The organism is Rahnella victoriana (assembly GCF_004330295.1).
GTDB lineage: Bacteria > Pseudomonadota > Gammaproteobacteria > Enterobacterales > Enterobacteriaceae > Rahnella > Rahnella victoriana.
The window spans coordinates 36,535-52,152 of the sequence record NZ_SJOJ01000007.1 but is presented as its reverse complement, the minus strand read 5'-3'; the positions used below and the strand labels follow the sequence as shown (position 1 = coordinate 52,152).

Below are 15,618 nucleotides of genomic sequence, written 5' to 3'. Positions count from 1 at the left end.
GCATCCACTACAGTTTTTTATGGCACAGCGGCATTCGGGCGAAGACCTGAGTGAGCGTGTTGCCTGCCCGCACCGTGTCCGATGACACGTAAAGCGCCAGCTGGCGCGGTGTGCGAGGTTAAAGAGATATTCTGAGATTGCCGTAACGGGGGAAATATGAGCACGGGAAGCCCAATAAAAACACTAAGCCGCATTGCAGTGTGTACTTTTATCAGTGCCTGGATGGCGGGATGTACGAACAATTCAACCACGTCCGCACCTATCAGCAGCGTCAATGGCGGTGGTAGCAGCGGCAATAGTAGTCAGAATACTCCGAATTCCGCTCCGCAAATGGCACCTGCCGTGGGGCCTGGTGGACACATTGTCTACAACCGCAGCTACAACTCTATTCCTAAGGGAAGTTACAGCGGCAGCACCTATCAGGTGAAGCGTGGCGACACCCTGTTCTATATTGCCTGGATCACCGGCAATGACTTCCGTGACCTGGCCGCGCGCAATAATATCCCTGCGCCATACAGCCTGGAAGTGGGGCAAACCGTCCAGATAAATAACGTCTCTTCGGCGGCCAGTACGAGCAGCACGACGGCCGTCACAGATGCGACAAATGGCGGTGTTCCGAAAGTACCAACCGGGGGAATGCTCACAGGTTCTGTGGTTGCATCTCAACCAACTACCACGTATTCTGACTCTTCTGGTAAACAGAATGTAGGCAAGATGTTGCCTTCATCAGGTGCAGTTACCACCACAACACCTGTTGCTGTAGCCAGCACTCCCGTCGCCACTTCAACAAATAATGGCGGTCCGGTTTCCTCCTGGAAATGGCCGACTGACGGGAAAATTATCGATAATTTCTCAGCTTCTGAAGGGGGAAATAAGGGGATCGATATTGCTGGTTCGCGTGGACAATCTGTCGTAGCCACTGCCTCGGGGCGTGTGGTTTATGCAGGTAATGCTCTGCGCGGTTACGGTAATCTTATCATCATCAAACACAATGATGATTACCTGAGCGCCTATGCACATAACGATACAATGCTGGTCCGGGAACAACAAGAAGTGCAGGCGGGACAAAAAATAGCGACTATGGGTAGCACCGGAACCAGTTCAGTAAGATTGCATTTTGAAATTCGTTACAAGGGGAAATCCGTAAACCCGCTGCGTTATCTTCCGCAGCGATAAATCGGGGCAGAGCATTGATTCTGCCCTCGGGACCACGGGTAGGAGCAGCTTATGAGTCAGAATACGCTGAAAGTTAACGAGTTACATGATGATGTAGATTTCGACGAGAACAGCGCTGAAGCCTTTGACGAGAAAGCAATAGTCGAAGAGACTGCCGACAACGATGCTGAAGAAGAATTGTTGTCGCAGGCTGTAAGCCAACGAGTGCTGGATGCCACTCAACTGTATCTCGGTGAAATCGGTTATTCCCCTCTGCTTACCGCAGAAGAGGAAGTTTATTTCGCACGACGCGCGCTGCGGGGAGATGTGCCTTCCCGCCGCCGTATGATTGAAAGTAACCTGCGTTTGGTGGTTAAGATTGCCCGCCGCTACAGTAACCGCGGTCTGGCACTGCTGGATTTGATCGAGGAAGGTAACCTGGGTCTGATCCGTGCGGTTGAAAAATTCGACCCTGAGCGCGGTTTCCGTTTCTCTACCTATGCAACATGGTGGATCCGTCAGACAATCGAACGGGCGATCATGAATCAAACCCGTACTATTCGTCTGCCAATTCACATCGTTAAAGAACTGAACGTTTACCTGCGTACCGCACGTGAACTTGCACATAAACTGGACCATGAACCGAGCGCGGAAGAGATTGCAGAGCAACTCGACAAGCCGGTACATGACGTCAGCCGTATGTTGCGCCTGAATGAACGCATCACTTCTGTAGATACCCCGTTGGGTGGTGACTCAGAGAAAGCGTTGTTAGATATTCTGGCGGATGAAAAAGACAACGGCCCGGAAGACACCACACAAGACGACGATATGAAACAGAGTATCGTGAAGTGGTTATTCGAGTTGAATGCAAAACAGCGTGAAGTGCTGGCGCGTCGTTTCGGCCTGCTGGGCTATGAAGCGGCAACGCTGGAAGATGTGGGCCGCGAAATTGGCCTGACACGTGAACGTGTTCGTCAGATTCAGGTAGAAGGTTTGCGTCGCCTGCGTGAAATCCTGCAGGGACAAGGGCTGAGCATTGAAGCGCTGTTCCGCGAGTAACTGACGCGTAAAACAGTCGCTGCATCATGCATGATCAGTAAGAACGAAAATAAAAACGGTGAGTTAATACTCACCGTTTTTTTATGCGCGCTGATCAGGCCAGCGTACGCTTACACCATGTCTTTCAGACGATAAATCCATTCCAGCGCCTGACGTGGCGACAGGGAATCGGCATCCAGTGCTTCCAGCGCTTCGACCGCCGGAGACACCTCTTCCGTCAGCAGGGCCAGCTGCGGACCGTCCACTTTGCTGGCTGCCGCATTATTCGATAACGTTTCCAGCTCTTTCAGTTTCTGACGCGCACGCTTAATCACATCGCGCGGCACACCGGCCAGTGCGGCCACGGCCAGACCGTAACTTTTGCTGGCGGCGCCGTCCTGCACACTGTGCATAAAGGCGATGGTGTCACCGTGTTCGATAGCATCCAGATGCACGTTGACCGTGCCTTCCATTTTCTCCGGCAGCGTGGTCAGTTCGAAGTAATGGGTGGCAAACAGCGTCATGGCCTTGATACGGCTGGCGAGATTTTCCGCGCAGGCCCATGCCAGCGATAAACCATCGTAGGTGGAGGTTCCGCGCCCGATCTCATCCATCAGCACCAGACTGTTTTCAGTGGCGTTATGCAGAATATTGGCGGTCTCGGTCATTTCCACCATGAAGGTCGAACGTCCGGATGCCAGATCGTCTGCCGCCCCGACGCGGGTAAAGATACGATCGACCGGGCCGATGACGGCGGCTTCTGCCGGTACATAGCTGCCGATATGCGCCATCAGAACAATCAGTGCCGCCTGACGCATGTAGGTACTTTTACCGCCCATGTTCGGACCGGTGATGATCAGCATGCGTCGCGCCGGAGACATGTTCAGCGGGTTGGAGATAAAGGGTTCGCTCAGCACCTGCTCAACCACCGGATGGCGACCGCCGGTAATATTAATACCCGGCTTTTCACTCATGGTCGGGCAAGCGTAATTGAGCGTGTAAGCACGTTCCGCCAGATTGCTCAGCACATCCAGTTCGGCCAGCGCGCTGGCACTTTGCTGCAACGCAGACAGATGCGGCATCAGCAGGTCGAACAGCTCTTCATACAGCGCTTTTTCCAGAGACAGCGCCTTGCCTTTGGAGGTCAGTACTTTGTCTTCGTATTCTTTCAGCTCAGGAATGATGTAGCGCTCGGCATTTTTCAGCGTCTGGCGACGGACGTAATGAATCGGCACCAGATGGCTCTGACCCCGGCTGACCTGAATGTAATAACCGTGAACGCCGTTGAAACCGACTTTCAGCGTATCCAGCCCCAGCTTTTCACGTTCGCGGATCTCCAGACGATCGAGATAATCCGTCGCGCCGTCTGCCAGCGCACGCCATTCATCCAGCTCGGCATTGTAGCCCGGGGCGATCACGCCACCGTCACGCACCAGCACCGGTGGGCTTTCGATCACTGCGCGCTCAAGCAGTTCCACCAGTTCGGTAAAGTCACCGGTTTGCTCAACCAGCGTTTTGACATGTGCGGCTTCGGTTCCCTGCAAGATCTCACGGATTTCCGGCAGTTGCTGCATCGCATGGCGCATACGGGCCAGGTCACGCGGGCGGGCGCTGCGCAGGGCGAGACGTGCAAGAATACGTTCGAGATCGCCGACCTGACGCAGCACCGGCTGTAAATCGGCGGTGATATCCTGCAATGCGCCGATGGCTTGCTGGCGGTGGGTCAGCAGTTTGATGTCGCGGCTGGGCATGTGGATCCAGCGTTTGAGCATACGGCTGCCCATCGGGGTGACGGCCTGATCCAGCACGGCGGCCAGTGTGTTCTCGACGCCACCGCCCAGATTTTGCGTCAGCTCCAGATTCCGGCGCGTGGCTGCATCCATAATAATGCCGTCCTGCTGGCGCTCAATGGTGACACCACGGATATGCGGCAGGGCGGTGCGTTGCGTATCTTTCACATATTGCAGCAGGCAACCGGCAGCGCGTAATGCCTGCGCAGCCTGTTCAACCCCAAAGCCGCTTAAATCGCGGGTACCAAATTGCAGGTTCAGCTGCTGTTTCGCGGTTTCCAGTTCGAATTCCCACATCGGGCGACGACGCAGGCCACGGCGGGAGGCAATCAGCGGCATGGCTTCAAAGCTTTCCGGATAGAGCAATTCCGCCGGATTGGTGCGTTGTAATTCCGCTGCCATGGTTTCAAGATCGTCAGGCTGTGCGACGCGGAAACGGCCGGAACTGATATCCAGCGTGGCGTAACCAAAACCACGGCCATCTTGCCAGATTGCGGCCAGCAAATTGTCATGACGCTCACTCAGCAGAGCTTCATCACTGACCGTCCCCGGCGTGACAATACGCACAACCTTACGCTCAACCGGCCCCTTGCTCAGCGCCGGATCACCAATCTGTTCCGCAATCGCGACAGATTCACCGAGTTGCACCAGTTTCGCCAGATAGCCTTCTACCGCATGATAAGGCACGCCCGCCATCGGGATCGGCTCACCGGCAGATGCGCCGCGTTTGGTCAGGGAGATATCCATCAGCTGCGATGCGCGTTTTGCATCGTCATAAAACAGTTCGTAAAAGTCACCCATGCGGTAGAACAACAGCACTTCCGGGTTCTCCGCTTTCAGACGCAGATACTGCTGCATCATCGGGGTGTGGGCATCCAGGTTTACATTTGTAGTCATAGACTTAATCTTTTTAATCCATTTTAACGCGATGGGTTTAAGGATTTTACGGTTGCGTATTTTATGTGGCGTATCTTAGCCCAGCGGGCAAGAAGCTGTCACAACTAAAAATGGATAACATCACGCAAACCAAACATGTAACGCGCCCGCCGTTTGCAGCACTGAACGCCAGCGGAAGGTGAACGGACAGAAAACGGGGAGATAATAGGGTTTTTATGTTTGTGAGAATAATAATAAGAGGAATGATAATAATGAAAACGGGCTGTGATATTTATGTTTTCATTACGGGATAATATGAATAATAACAACTGCATAAAATGAATTAAGTGTGAGGATGGCGGGTTTATTCGTCTGCTAGGGTGATGGCTGTTCCCGGATGACGTTATTACGGCGGGAGTTTCCACTCTATTTATCCATCTTTTCGGAGACGTATTATGCAATTGCAATTCAAAATAAACATGACGAATGACGCCTGGTATCCCACTCTTGATTTGAGCGATATTAAAAGCCCTTCTGGCGGTGCCGCCGATATTAAAGAAAAGTTAGTGATCGTATTTTCCGCACCCGGAAAAATAACCGCCGGTGATATTAATGTCGAAACCAACCCGTGGAAACCACTGGGTATTAAGGTGGAATCCACCGATGTCGGCGGCGGAATTTTCGATGTCAAAGTGATCGTCGAACCGACTGATGGTCAGCCTGTCGGCGACGCTGTTCAAAAAATTCATATGGGGCTGAACGTTTCTTCCGCTGATTCGCCTGCCTGGTCCGATTTCCGTGAAACCTTTGCGCTGGCTGCAGACGAAGAGCCGGGTGTGACCGGCGAGCTGTCAGTCAGTTGCCCTCCGCTGCCAGCCGGACTGAGCCACGCCACGCTGGAATTGCGTCTGGTGCGCGGTGATACCACCCTGCGCGTTCTGCCGGAATTCGGCCACACATCAACATTTTCCCTTAATGCCGGGACGTACGCGGTCTTTGCGGCGGAATTAAGCACTGAAGACGGCACAATCCGCGTGCCTGTGAACATCGATAAAACGGAAGTGACCGTTGATAAAGGGCGCACCACATCGCTGGCGGTCACTTTCGGCGCAGTGAGCCGCACGACCACCATTGATGTCGCGCTGAATTTCTCGGGCATTGCTGGTTTGCGTGATGAAGAACTGACGCTGATTTGCAGCGAAAATGGTAAAGATAAATTGAGCCTGCCGGTGCGCTCCGGTCAGCAATATCGTCTGGAGCAGTTGCCTGTCTCCGGCCGCTTCGAAATCCGTCTCGCCGATTTGCGTCTGAACAATGTTCATTATCTGTTTGATGATTACGACGGTCAGTTCGACGGTCAGTATCACAGCATTAACTACACGCAGGCACAGGTGAGCCAGCGTGGCGATTCACAGTCAACCTCCGTGAAGCTGACCCTCAATGTGAAAGCCGAAAGTGCTGTGAGCAAATCCCTGACCCTGCGTCTGACGGATAATTCCGCCACACCCCGCCAGTATCGTTTCGATGCCATCGCGGCACAAAATGGCAGCATTGTGCAGTCGGTGCTGGTCGCCCCCGGTTCTTATACCGTGGTTGCCGACACCTTTATTCTTAATGGCGTGGTGCATTACGTGGATGTCAGCCCTCAGCCTTTACTGGTCAGCGCGAATGCGCCGGCACAGCTGAATGTGGCGATTGTGAAAGGGGCGAACCTGCATGTGAAAGGCTTCCCTGAATTCCTCACCTTTGGTGCCTGCGCCAATATGGTACCGACTAACGTGGATGATTTTGCCGCGGCGCGCGTCTCTTCAATTTTCAAATATTCCGGTGATGACGGCATGGGCGATGCGGGCGATTATCTGTCACCGTCTAAAGAACCGACGCTGCAAATTATTAAAATGGCGCGGGACGTTTCCGCCAAACTGAATGAACCCGTGCTGCCGCTGATGGTGTCTTATACCTGTAACTTATCACTGGGCGATGTCACGAATATTATTGCCGATCCGGTTCGCCATAAATTCAGCTTCGCCAACTTTATTCAGTCGCTGCAAATGTCGCAGTCCCAGAAGGATGCCGAACATCCGGTGCCCGCCGGGTATATTGTCAATCCGGATTATCTTGGCGAATGCCAGAAATACGGTTTCCTGCCGACGTATGAAATTCCGGTGCGTCAGCCTCTGACCGAAGCACTGGCCCATCACAACGTCAATGTGCAGGTTCCTGCGGGCATTACCAATACCCTGAAAGGGTATATCCGTGCGGTGAACTGGCTGACGCGCGTGGTTGCGCCAGATGTTGTACTCGGCTGGCAGGTTAACCTGTGGGGCGTCGCCGGTTCGCAGTGGGTTTACAAAGATTTCGTCTATGACGATGTGTTTGATGCCGCTGACCTGCAACATAAAAAAATGACGGTTGATCCGTTCACTGCGGGCAGACTGACGGCGCAATATGCCTTGCTGGTCGGCGTGTTTGATGACATCGAGTATATCCGTGCAGACGGTTCGCCTGATGTGGCGAAGGGCGCTGATTTTATGGCGGCAGACCGTTACGAAGCCGATGACTTCACTATCCGTTCGTATGCCAATGGTTATTGTTATTCTCCATACGAATGGGAACGCACTTTTGATTTCTGCGCTTCATTAAGTCGTCACCTGCGTCAACCGGTTCTGCCATGGCAGGTTCCGGCCAGCCATCTGCCGACTTCTGCTGATGAGGTGAATGCCGATTTCAACACCCAGAACTGGGGCAGCGGCGGCAGCTACCTGATGGGGCATTCTGAAATCGGGACCTCGGTGGATGCGATCCATGAACGCCTGCTGGCGCTGAAATTCGATGCGGCTTATGCATCAATGATGGGTAATGACACCCGTGAACTGTTCTCACGTCATTCATGGGATCTGTCCACGCCGAAGTATCTGGATTTCCCGTCACGCGGTATTTTCCATGTCCACTTAGGTGGCGGTGCGACGACCGGTGTGATCAGCGGTGTGGGCGATGCCAGCAGCTGGATGAGCAACAAACTGAAAGCCTATCGTGATAATCCGGTGAAATTTGAGGAAAGCAGTGCGCTGAAATCAGGCAGCCAGTGGCGTGCTAAGTCGCCAGTGACGAAGTAATCTGACGGCGTTTTTACCGCAGGCGGGTCCGGTACAGCGGGCCCGCCCCCCGGAATCATTGTTCCTTGTAAAGACGGTGATTTTCAGTTTTTTCGGCTCTGATAATGCTCTACCATATCTGTACCTCTTTTATTGCATGGTTACGGATATCCGATGCGCCACCTGGCAATCATTCTTCCCCTGGTTCTTACACTTTCTGCCTGTAGCAGTCACAAGCCCGCGCCACAGCCTGAAGGCCCGCGCAACCCTTTCTCCGATGGAAGAAATGCCAGCGCGAATACGGTTCCTGACGGCGGTTTTCTGCTGCAACCTGAGCATACCGGCGCGGTTCAGACCGGTGATTTCGCCTATGATCCGGCCATGAATCAGTTCGTCGACAAAATGGTGCGCGAGCACGGTTTTGACCGTCAGCAGCTGCATGATGTGTTGTCGCAAACCAAACGTCTGGGATTTGTATTACGACTGATGGATCAGCAGGCACCTTCCGGTCCGCCATCGACGGTGCCCAACGGCGCGTGGAACCGCTATCGCAGCAAGTTCATTACGCCAGATAACGTCCAGAACGGTGTGGTGTTCTGGAATCAGTATCAGGATGCGTTGCAGCGCGCCGAGCAGGTTTACGGCGTGCCGCCGGAAATCATTGTCGGCATTATCGGCGTGGAAACCCGCTGGGGACGCGTGATGGGCAAAACCCGTATTATCGATGCGCTGGCGACCCTGTCCTTTGCCTATCCGCGCCGGGCGGAGTACTTCTCCGGCGAGCTGGAAACCTTCCTGCTGATGTCGCGGCGTGAAGGCGATGATCCGCTGAGCCTGCGCGGTTCCTTTGCGGGTGCCATGGGGTATGGTCAGTTTATGCCATCCTCTTATAAAGATTATGCCGTCGACTTCAACGGTGACGGTCATGCCAACCTGTGGGATCCGATTGATGCCATCGGCAGCGTCGCCAATTATTTTAAGGCGCACGGCTGGACGAAAGGCGCACCAATCGCGGTACCGGCGGCAGGGCAGGCACCTCTGCTTGAGAATGGCTTCAAAACCAAATATCCGTTGTATACGCTGAAAGCGGCGGGACTGAGCCCGCTCGGTTCGCTGGGTAATTATCAGGAAGCCAGCCTGCTGCGCCTTGATATGGGCACTAATTACCAGTACTGGTACGGGCTGCCGAACTTCTACACCATCACCCGTTATAACCACAGCGTGCATTATGCGATGGCCGTGTGGCAGTTGGGCGAGGCAGTCAAAGCCGCACGCTAATCCCGGTTGCGTTGATGTCTGAAGGGCCGCAGCGAGTGGCCCTTCTTTTTTTCATGCCAATTCTGAATACATCGCGCAAAACGCTTCGCCGGAACTCACAGACCGGAAGAGAAATGCTAACATCGGGTCTGGTTCAGATGACCCGTCAGGAGGGGATATGAGCGAAAAACGTTTACATGAACTGAGTGTGGAAATCGGCGCCGCGCTGAAAGCGAAAGGGGAGTGGATCACCTGTGCAGAATCCTGTACCGGCGGTCTGATTGCCAAAGCCATTACCGATATTGCGGGCAGTTCTGCGTGGTTTGATCGCGGATTTGTCACCTACAGCAATGCCGCCAAACATGAACTGCTGGGTGTTTCCGAAAGCACACTGGAGCAATATGGCGCGGTGAGCGAGCAGGTGGTGCATGAAATGGCGCAGGGCGTCCTGCATGCAGCGGGCGCGGATATTGCGGTGTCGGTCAGCGGTATCGCCGGCCCTGACGGCGGTTCAGCAGAAAAACCTGTCGGCATCGTCTGGTTCGGATTTGCCGGAAAAGACGGCCGGGTTCTGACGGCAAAACAGCAGTTTTCCGGCGATCGCGAAGCAGTGCGTTTGCAAGCTGCTGTTTTTTCGCTACAAACTGCATTGCATGAGTTTATTAAAAATTAGGCTTGATACTGTATGAGCATACAGTATAATTACTGCCAATTACCTGTACATAAATTATATTCAGTGATGCAGGCGGGATGTTCCCCTGTATCAGACGAGGAGTAAAAATGGCTATTGATGAGAACAAGCAAAAAGCGTTAGCTGCAGCACTGGGCCAGATTGAAAAGCAATTCGGTAAAGGCTCCATCATGCGTCTGGGTGAAGATCGCTCCATGGACGTTGAAACGATCTCTACCGGCTCTTTGTCTCTGGATATCGCGTTAGGTGCCGGCGGTTTGCCAATGGGCCGTATCGTTGAGATCTATGGCCCGGAATCTTCCGGTAAAACAACGCTGACCTTGCAAGTTATCGCGGCTGCACAGCGTGAAGGCAAAACCTGTGCGTTCATCGATGCAGAACACGCCCTGGACCCGATCTACGCTAAAAAACTGGGCGTGGATATCGATAACCTGCTGTGTTCTCAGCCCGATACTGGCGAACAGGCTCTGGAAATCTGTGACGCGCTGACCCGTTCAGGCGCTGTTGACGTGATCATCGTTGACTCCGTCGCCGCACTGACACCGAAAGCGGAAATCGAAGGCGAAATTGGTGACTCTCACATGGGCCTCGCGGCACGTATGATGAGCCAGGCGATGCGTAAGCTGGCCGGTAACCTGAAAAACGCCAACACCTTGCTGATCTTCATCAACCAGATCCGTATGAAAATTGGTGTGATGTTCGGTAACCCGGAAACCACCACCGGCGGTAACGCCCTGAAATTCTACGCTTCTGTGCGTCTGGATATCCGCCGTATCGGCGCGATCAAAGAAGGCGATGTGGTTGTCGGTAGCGAAACGCGTGTGAAAGTGGTGAAGAACAAAATCGCTGCGCCATTTAAACAAGCTGAATTCCAGATCATGTACGGCGAAGGCATCAACATTAACGGCGAGCTGATTGACCTCGGCGTGAAGCACAAGCTGATCGAAAAAGCCGGTGCATGGTATAGCTACAACGGTGAGAAGATTGGTCAGGGTAAAGCGAACTCCTGCAACTACCTGAAAGAAAACCCGAAAGTGGCTGCCGAGCTGGATAAAAAACTGCGTGATATGCTGTTGAGCGGTACCGGTGAACTGAGTGCTGCGACCACGGCTGAAGATGCTGACGACAACATGGAAACCAGCGAAGAGTTTTAATTTCGCGGTTGTCTGACAAAGACATTTGAAGGGCAGGGGACTTTGTCCGTAACTTTCAAACGTCGCTAAAATGCCAGTCTGGTTTCCAGACTGGCATTTTGCATATAAGGGGAAAACCTTATGTCCGATGAAAACTTACCTGATAAAAAAATCATCGACCTGAAAAGGCTGCTTGAAGAGGTGGCGCAAAACAGCGAGTCCACACTGTTTGAGCCGCAGAAAAAGGACGGCGATGCCGCGAAAATCAACACGCTGATTAACCGCGCCATGCGTTTGCTGTCTCAGCGTGACCACGGCGAAGCCGAATTGCGCCGCAAATTACTTATTCCGCCAATGCCGTTCGTCAAACCTCAAAATAAGAAAAGCAGCTGGTCTTCGCGTAAAAAACCGGAACACAATGAGTTTGCTGACGAAGAGACGGTGCGCGCTAAACCGGCGCCGCGGCCGGTGCCGGAAGAGATCCCGGAAGAACATGTGCAGGCCGTCATCGATTATTGTTATCAGCATCACTGGCTTGATGATGCCAAATTTGCCAGCCGCTATATTTCTGGCCGAAGCCATAAAGGTTACGGGGCGCAGCGCATCCGTTCGGAATTACTGCAAAAAGGTGTCGATAAAGAAACCATCCAGGTGGCGCTGGAAAATACGGAAGTCGACTGGTGTGTTCTGGCGAGGGATCTGGCGGTCAGAAAATTTGGTGAAAATTTGCCGACTGACTGGAAAGAAAAATCAAAAGTTCTGCGTTATTTGCTCTATCGGGGCTTCTTTCAGGAAGAAATACAGTCTATTTATCGCGATTTTGACGATTGACCGCATACGGTATTTTACTTCCCCGCGCAGAAATTTTATCTTATCCGCACTTTTTCGTTCGTGAGCTGTACAGATTGCTGCCATATGCAGCGTTATCCGGCTCAAGAGCCGTTCTTCCAGCATGATTCCGGGATATTTATGAGCAAGAGCACCGCTGAGATCCGTCAAGCGTTTCTCGATTTCTTCCATAGTAAGGGACACAACATTGTTTCAAGCAGTTCGCTTGTCCCGACAAACGATCCGACACTGTTGTTTACCAATGCCGGGATGAACCAATTTAAAGACGTTTTCCTCGGTCTGGATAAGCGCGATTACAACCGCGCTACCACGTCTCAGCGTTGTGTCCGCGCAGGCGGTAAGCACAATGACCTCGAAAACGTCGGTTATACCGCACGTCACCACACGTTCTTCGAAATGCTGGGTAACTTCAGCTTCGGTGATTACTTCAAGCATGATGCCATCAACTACGCCTGGGAATTACTGACCGGCGAAAACTGGTTCAATCTGCCGAAAGAGAAGCTGTGGGTTACCGTCTACGAGACCGATGACGAAGCTTTTGAAATCTGGGAAAAAGAAGTCGGCGTTCCTAAAGAACGTATTATCCGCATCGGCGATAATAAAGGCGGCGCCTTCGCCTCTGACAACTTCTGGCAGATGGGCGATACCGGTCCTTGCGGCCCTTGTACCGAGATTTTCTACGATCATGGCGATCACATCTGGGGCGGCCCTCCGGGTTCTGCTGAAGAAGATGGCGACCGTTATATCGAGATCTGGAACCTGGTCTTCATGCAGTTCAACCGTCAGGCTGACGGTACCATGCTGCCGCTGCCAAAACCGTCCGTTGATACCGGGATGGGGCTTGAGCGCATCACCGCGGTGATGCAGCACGTGAACTCAAACTACGACATCGATCTGTTCCAGAAACTGATCGCGGCTGTCGCGGAAGTTACCGGTGCGACCGATCTGACCAGCAAATCCCTGCGCGTTATCGCTGACCATATCCGTTCCTGTGCGTTCCTGATTGCCGATGGCGTGATCCCATCCAATGAAAACCGTGGTTATGTGCTGCGTCGTATCATTCGTCGTGCGATCCGTCACGGCAACATGCTGGGTGCGCAAGACACGTTCTTCTACAAACTGGTTGCTCCGCTGATTGAGGTGATGGGCCCGGCGGCGACAGAACTGAAAGAACAGCAGGCGATGGTTGAGCAACTGCTGAAAACCGAAGAAGAGCAGTTTGCCCGTACTCTGGAACGCGGCCTGGCGTTGCTGGACGAAGAATTGTCCGCTCTGAAAGGCGATACGCTGGACGGCGAAATTGCTTTCCGCCTGTACGACACCTTTGGTTTCCCGCTGGATCTGACCGCGGATGTTTGCCGCGAGCGCAATCTGAAAGTTGACGAAGCCGGTTTCGAGAAAGCGATGGACGTTCAGCGTCGTCGTGCTCGTGAGTCCAGCGGCTTCAGCGCAGATTACAACAGCATGGTTCGCGTGGATGGCGTCACTCAGTTCTCCGGTTACGAACATCTGCAACGCCATTCCAAAGTGATCGCGCTGTTTGTTGATGGTCAGCCAGTGAATGAGATTGAGGCTGGCGTTAACGCGATTGTCGTGCTGGATGACACGCCGTTCTACGGTGAATCCGGTGGTCAGGTGGGCGATAAAGGCATCCTGAAAACGGCATCAGGCATTTTCTCCGTCTCGGATACCCAGAAATACGGCAAAGCGATTGGCCATCAGGGTTCCCTGAACGCCGGTAAACTGAGCATCGGCGACAGCGTCGAGGCGGAAGTTGACGCCGCGCGCCGTGACAGTATTCGTCTGAATCACTCTGCGACCCACTTGCTGCACGCCGCGCTGCGTCAGGTTCTGGGCAAACATGTGGCTCAGAAAGGTTCTCTGGTTAACGACAACTATCTGCGTTTCGACTTCTCGCATTTTGAAGCCATGAAACCTGAAGAGATCCGCCAGGTCGAAGATCTGGTGAATGCCCAGATCCGCCGCAATTTGCCTATTCAGACCACCATCATGGATCTGGAAGAAGCGAAAGAGAAAGGCGCCATGGCGCTGTTCGGTGAGAAATACGAAGACAGCGTTCGTGTGCTGAGCATGGGTGATTTCTCTACCGAACTCTGTGGTGGCACGCACGCCAGCCGTACCGGTGATATCGGTCTGTTCCGCATTCAGAGCGAATCCGGTACCGCAGCAGGTGTTCGCCGCATTGAAGGGATTACCGGTGAAAATGCCATCAATGCCCTGCATCAGCAAAGCGATTTGCTGCAGGATGTGGCACATCTGGTGAAAGGCGATGTGAACAGCATTACCGATAAAATCCGTACCCTGATTGAACGTTCACGTGTGCTGGAAAAAGAACTTCAGCAAGTGAAAGGTCAGCAAGCCGCGCAGGAAAGTGCATCACTGTCCAGCCAGGCGAAAGAAGTGAAAGGCGTTAAGCTGTTGGTTCGTCAGTTGGATAACGTAGAGCCTAAGATTCTGCGTACGATGGTTGATGATCTGAAAAATCAGTTAGGTTCAGTGATTATTGTTCTGGCGACCATTGCGGATGACAAAGTCAGCCTGATTGCCGGTGTCACGAAAGATCTGACCGATCGCGTTAAAGCAGGCGAGCTGATTGCCTCCGTTGCCCAGCAGGTGGGCGGCAAAGGCGGTGGTCGTCCTGATATGGCGCAGGCTGGTGGTAGTGATGTGCAGGCATTACCTGCTGCTCTGGCAACGGTAGAAGCCTGGGTTGAATCTAAGCTGTCATAAGAAATAAATCGCTCACCCGGAAAACGCCATAATCTGTTGTGCTGTATGGCGTTTTCAGTCTTAATGGCAGGGTGGGCTTCGCGATTAAAGTCGCGACAATGATGATATCGGCTAAACTTAAAGTACTCATGGCTGAAGTTGCAGGCTGCTTACATTTTATGTAGGGGTCATGGCTTACGTTTTACCCGCTTATGATCGATAATGGCCGGGAAACTGAGAGACCCGACTCTTTTAATTATTCAAGGAGCAAAGAATGCTTATTCTAACTCGCCGAGTTGGTGAAACCCTCATGATTGGCGATGAGGTTACTGTTACCGTTTTAGGTGTTAAAGGTAATCAGGTGCGCATTGGTGTGAATGCGCCAAAAGAGGTCTCTGTTCACCGTGAAGAGATTTACCAGCGTATCCAGGCTGAAAAGTCTCAGCAGACGAGTTACTGATTTACGAGGCGTCTCGTCGATGGCGAGGCGCTGATCCTCTTTTGTGCGCGTTATTGATTTTCCTTTCCCTGTTTTCCTGCTTTTTTCGTTTTTTCATTTCCCTCCGTGATGTGTTCCTGATCTGCCATTCCTGAAAATGAAGACGTTTTTTCTGCGTTTACGCCCTGTTTTTGTCTTCAAACTGCGCAGGTTGCGCGTGAAATGTCCAAACGGGTGATTGTTAGGAAAAAAGGGTTTGACTTATAAGGGCCAGAAAGTAATATGTGCGCCACGCAGTGCCGATGAGCTTGAACAAAGTTAGTCAGCACACTCGCAAGAGGCGTATGGTGAGGTGGCCGAGAGGCTGAAGGCGCTCCCCTGCTAAGGGAGTATGCGGTCAAAAGCTGCATCCGGGGTTCGAATCCCCGCCTCACCGCCATTTAAAATGCACCCATAGCTCAGCTGGATAGAGTACTCGGCTACGAACCGAGCGGTCGGAAGTTCGAATCTTCCTGGGTGCACCATATTTTGTGTATGTTGAAGCGATGATAAAGATTTTATATTG

10 protein-coding genes and 2 tRNA genes are annotated in these 15,618 nt (G+C 52.8%); 11 read left to right on the top strand and 1 reads right to left on the bottom strand.

What is annotated here, in order from left to right; genetic code table 11:
• The first annotated feature begins 156 nt into the window (after window positions 1-156).
• Window positions 157-1,176 (top strand): murein hydrolase activator NlpD, encoded by a 1,020-nt coding sequence (nlpD, locus tag EYY67_RS07780; protein ID WP_095923513.1) that lies wholly within the window; start codon window positions 157-159, stop codon window positions 1,174-1,176.
• Window positions 1,177-1,227: 51 nt separating this feature from the next.
• Window positions 1,228-2,214, top strand: coding sequence for an RNA polymerase sigma factor RpoS (gene rpoS, locus EYY67_RS07775; RefSeq protein ID WP_095923512.1), 987 nt, complete (start codon window positions 1,228-1,230; stop codon window positions 2,212-2,214).
• A gap of 110 nt (window positions 2,215-2,324) precedes the next feature.
• Here rpoS and mutS read toward each other — a convergent pair whose 3' ends face one another.
• Complete coding sequence (mutS, locus tag EYY67_RS07770) at window positions 2,325-4,880, bottom strand: DNA mismatch repair protein MutS (protein ID WP_131693257.1); 2,556 nt, start codon at window positions 4,878-4,880, stop codon at window positions 2,325-2,327.
• A gap of 434 nt (window positions 4,881-5,314) precedes the next feature.
• On the opposite strand from mutS, the gene EYY67_RS07765 reads away from it, so the two are divergent.
• The 9 genes from EYY67_RS07765 to EYY67_RS07720 all read left to right on the top strand — a co-directional run bounded on the left by EYY67_RS07765 (window position 5,315) and on the right by EYY67_RS07720 (window position 15,577).
• Entirely contained in the window at window positions 5,315-7,975 is a 2,661-nt protein-coding gene (locus EYY67_RS07765; RefSeq protein WP_131693256.1) for a hypothetical protein, read from the top strand.
• A gap of 153 nt (window positions 7,976-8,128) precedes the next feature.
• The gene (mltB, locus tag EYY67_RS07760) at window positions 8,129-9,232 is read left to right on the top strand and encodes a lytic murein transglycosylase B (RefSeq protein WP_131693255.1); all 1,104 of its coding nucleotides are present in this window, start codon (window positions 8,129-8,131) and stop codon (window positions 9,230-9,232) included.
• A gap of 157 nt (window positions 9,233-9,389) precedes the next feature.
• A complete protein-coding gene (gene pncC / locus EYY67_RS07755; protein WP_131693254.1) occupies window positions 9,390-9,884 on the top strand; it encodes a nicotinamide-nucleotide amidase in 495 nt (164 codons plus the stop codon).
• A gap of 107 nt (window positions 9,885-9,991) precedes the next feature.
• Window positions 9,992-11,056, top strand: a complete 1,065-nt coding sequence (recA, locus tag EYY67_RS07750) for a recombinase RecA (protein ID WP_095923507.1) — start codon at window positions 9,992-9,994, stop codon at window positions 11,054-11,056.
• Between the two features lie 267 nt (window positions 11,057-11,323).
• Window positions 11,324-11,866: a recombination regulator RecX gene (gene recX / locus EYY67_RS07745; RefSeq protein WP_229921255.1), complete on the top strand. Its 543-nt coding sequence runs from the start codon at window positions 11,324-11,326 to the stop codon at window positions 11,864-11,866.
• Window positions 11,867-12,004: 138 nt separating this feature from the next.
• Entirely contained in the window at window positions 12,005-14,635 is a 2,631-nt protein-coding gene (gene alaS, locus EYY67_RS07735; protein WP_131693252.1) for an alanine--tRNA ligase, read from the top strand.
• 253 nt (window positions 14,636-14,888) lie between these two features.
• Window positions 14,889-15,074, top strand: a complete 186-nt coding sequence (gene csrA / locus EYY67_RS07730; protein WP_013574027.1) for a carbon storage regulator CsrA — start codon at window positions 14,889-14,891, stop codon at window positions 15,072-15,074.
• Window positions 15,075-15,399: 325 nt separating this feature from the next.
• Window positions 15,400-15,492 (top strand) — tRNA-Ser (locus EYY67_RS07725).
• 8 nt (window positions 15,493-15,500) lie between these two features.
• A tRNA-Arg gene (locus EYY67_RS07720) sits at window positions 15,501-15,577 on the top strand.
• Window positions 15,578-15,618: the final 41 nt, after the last annotated feature.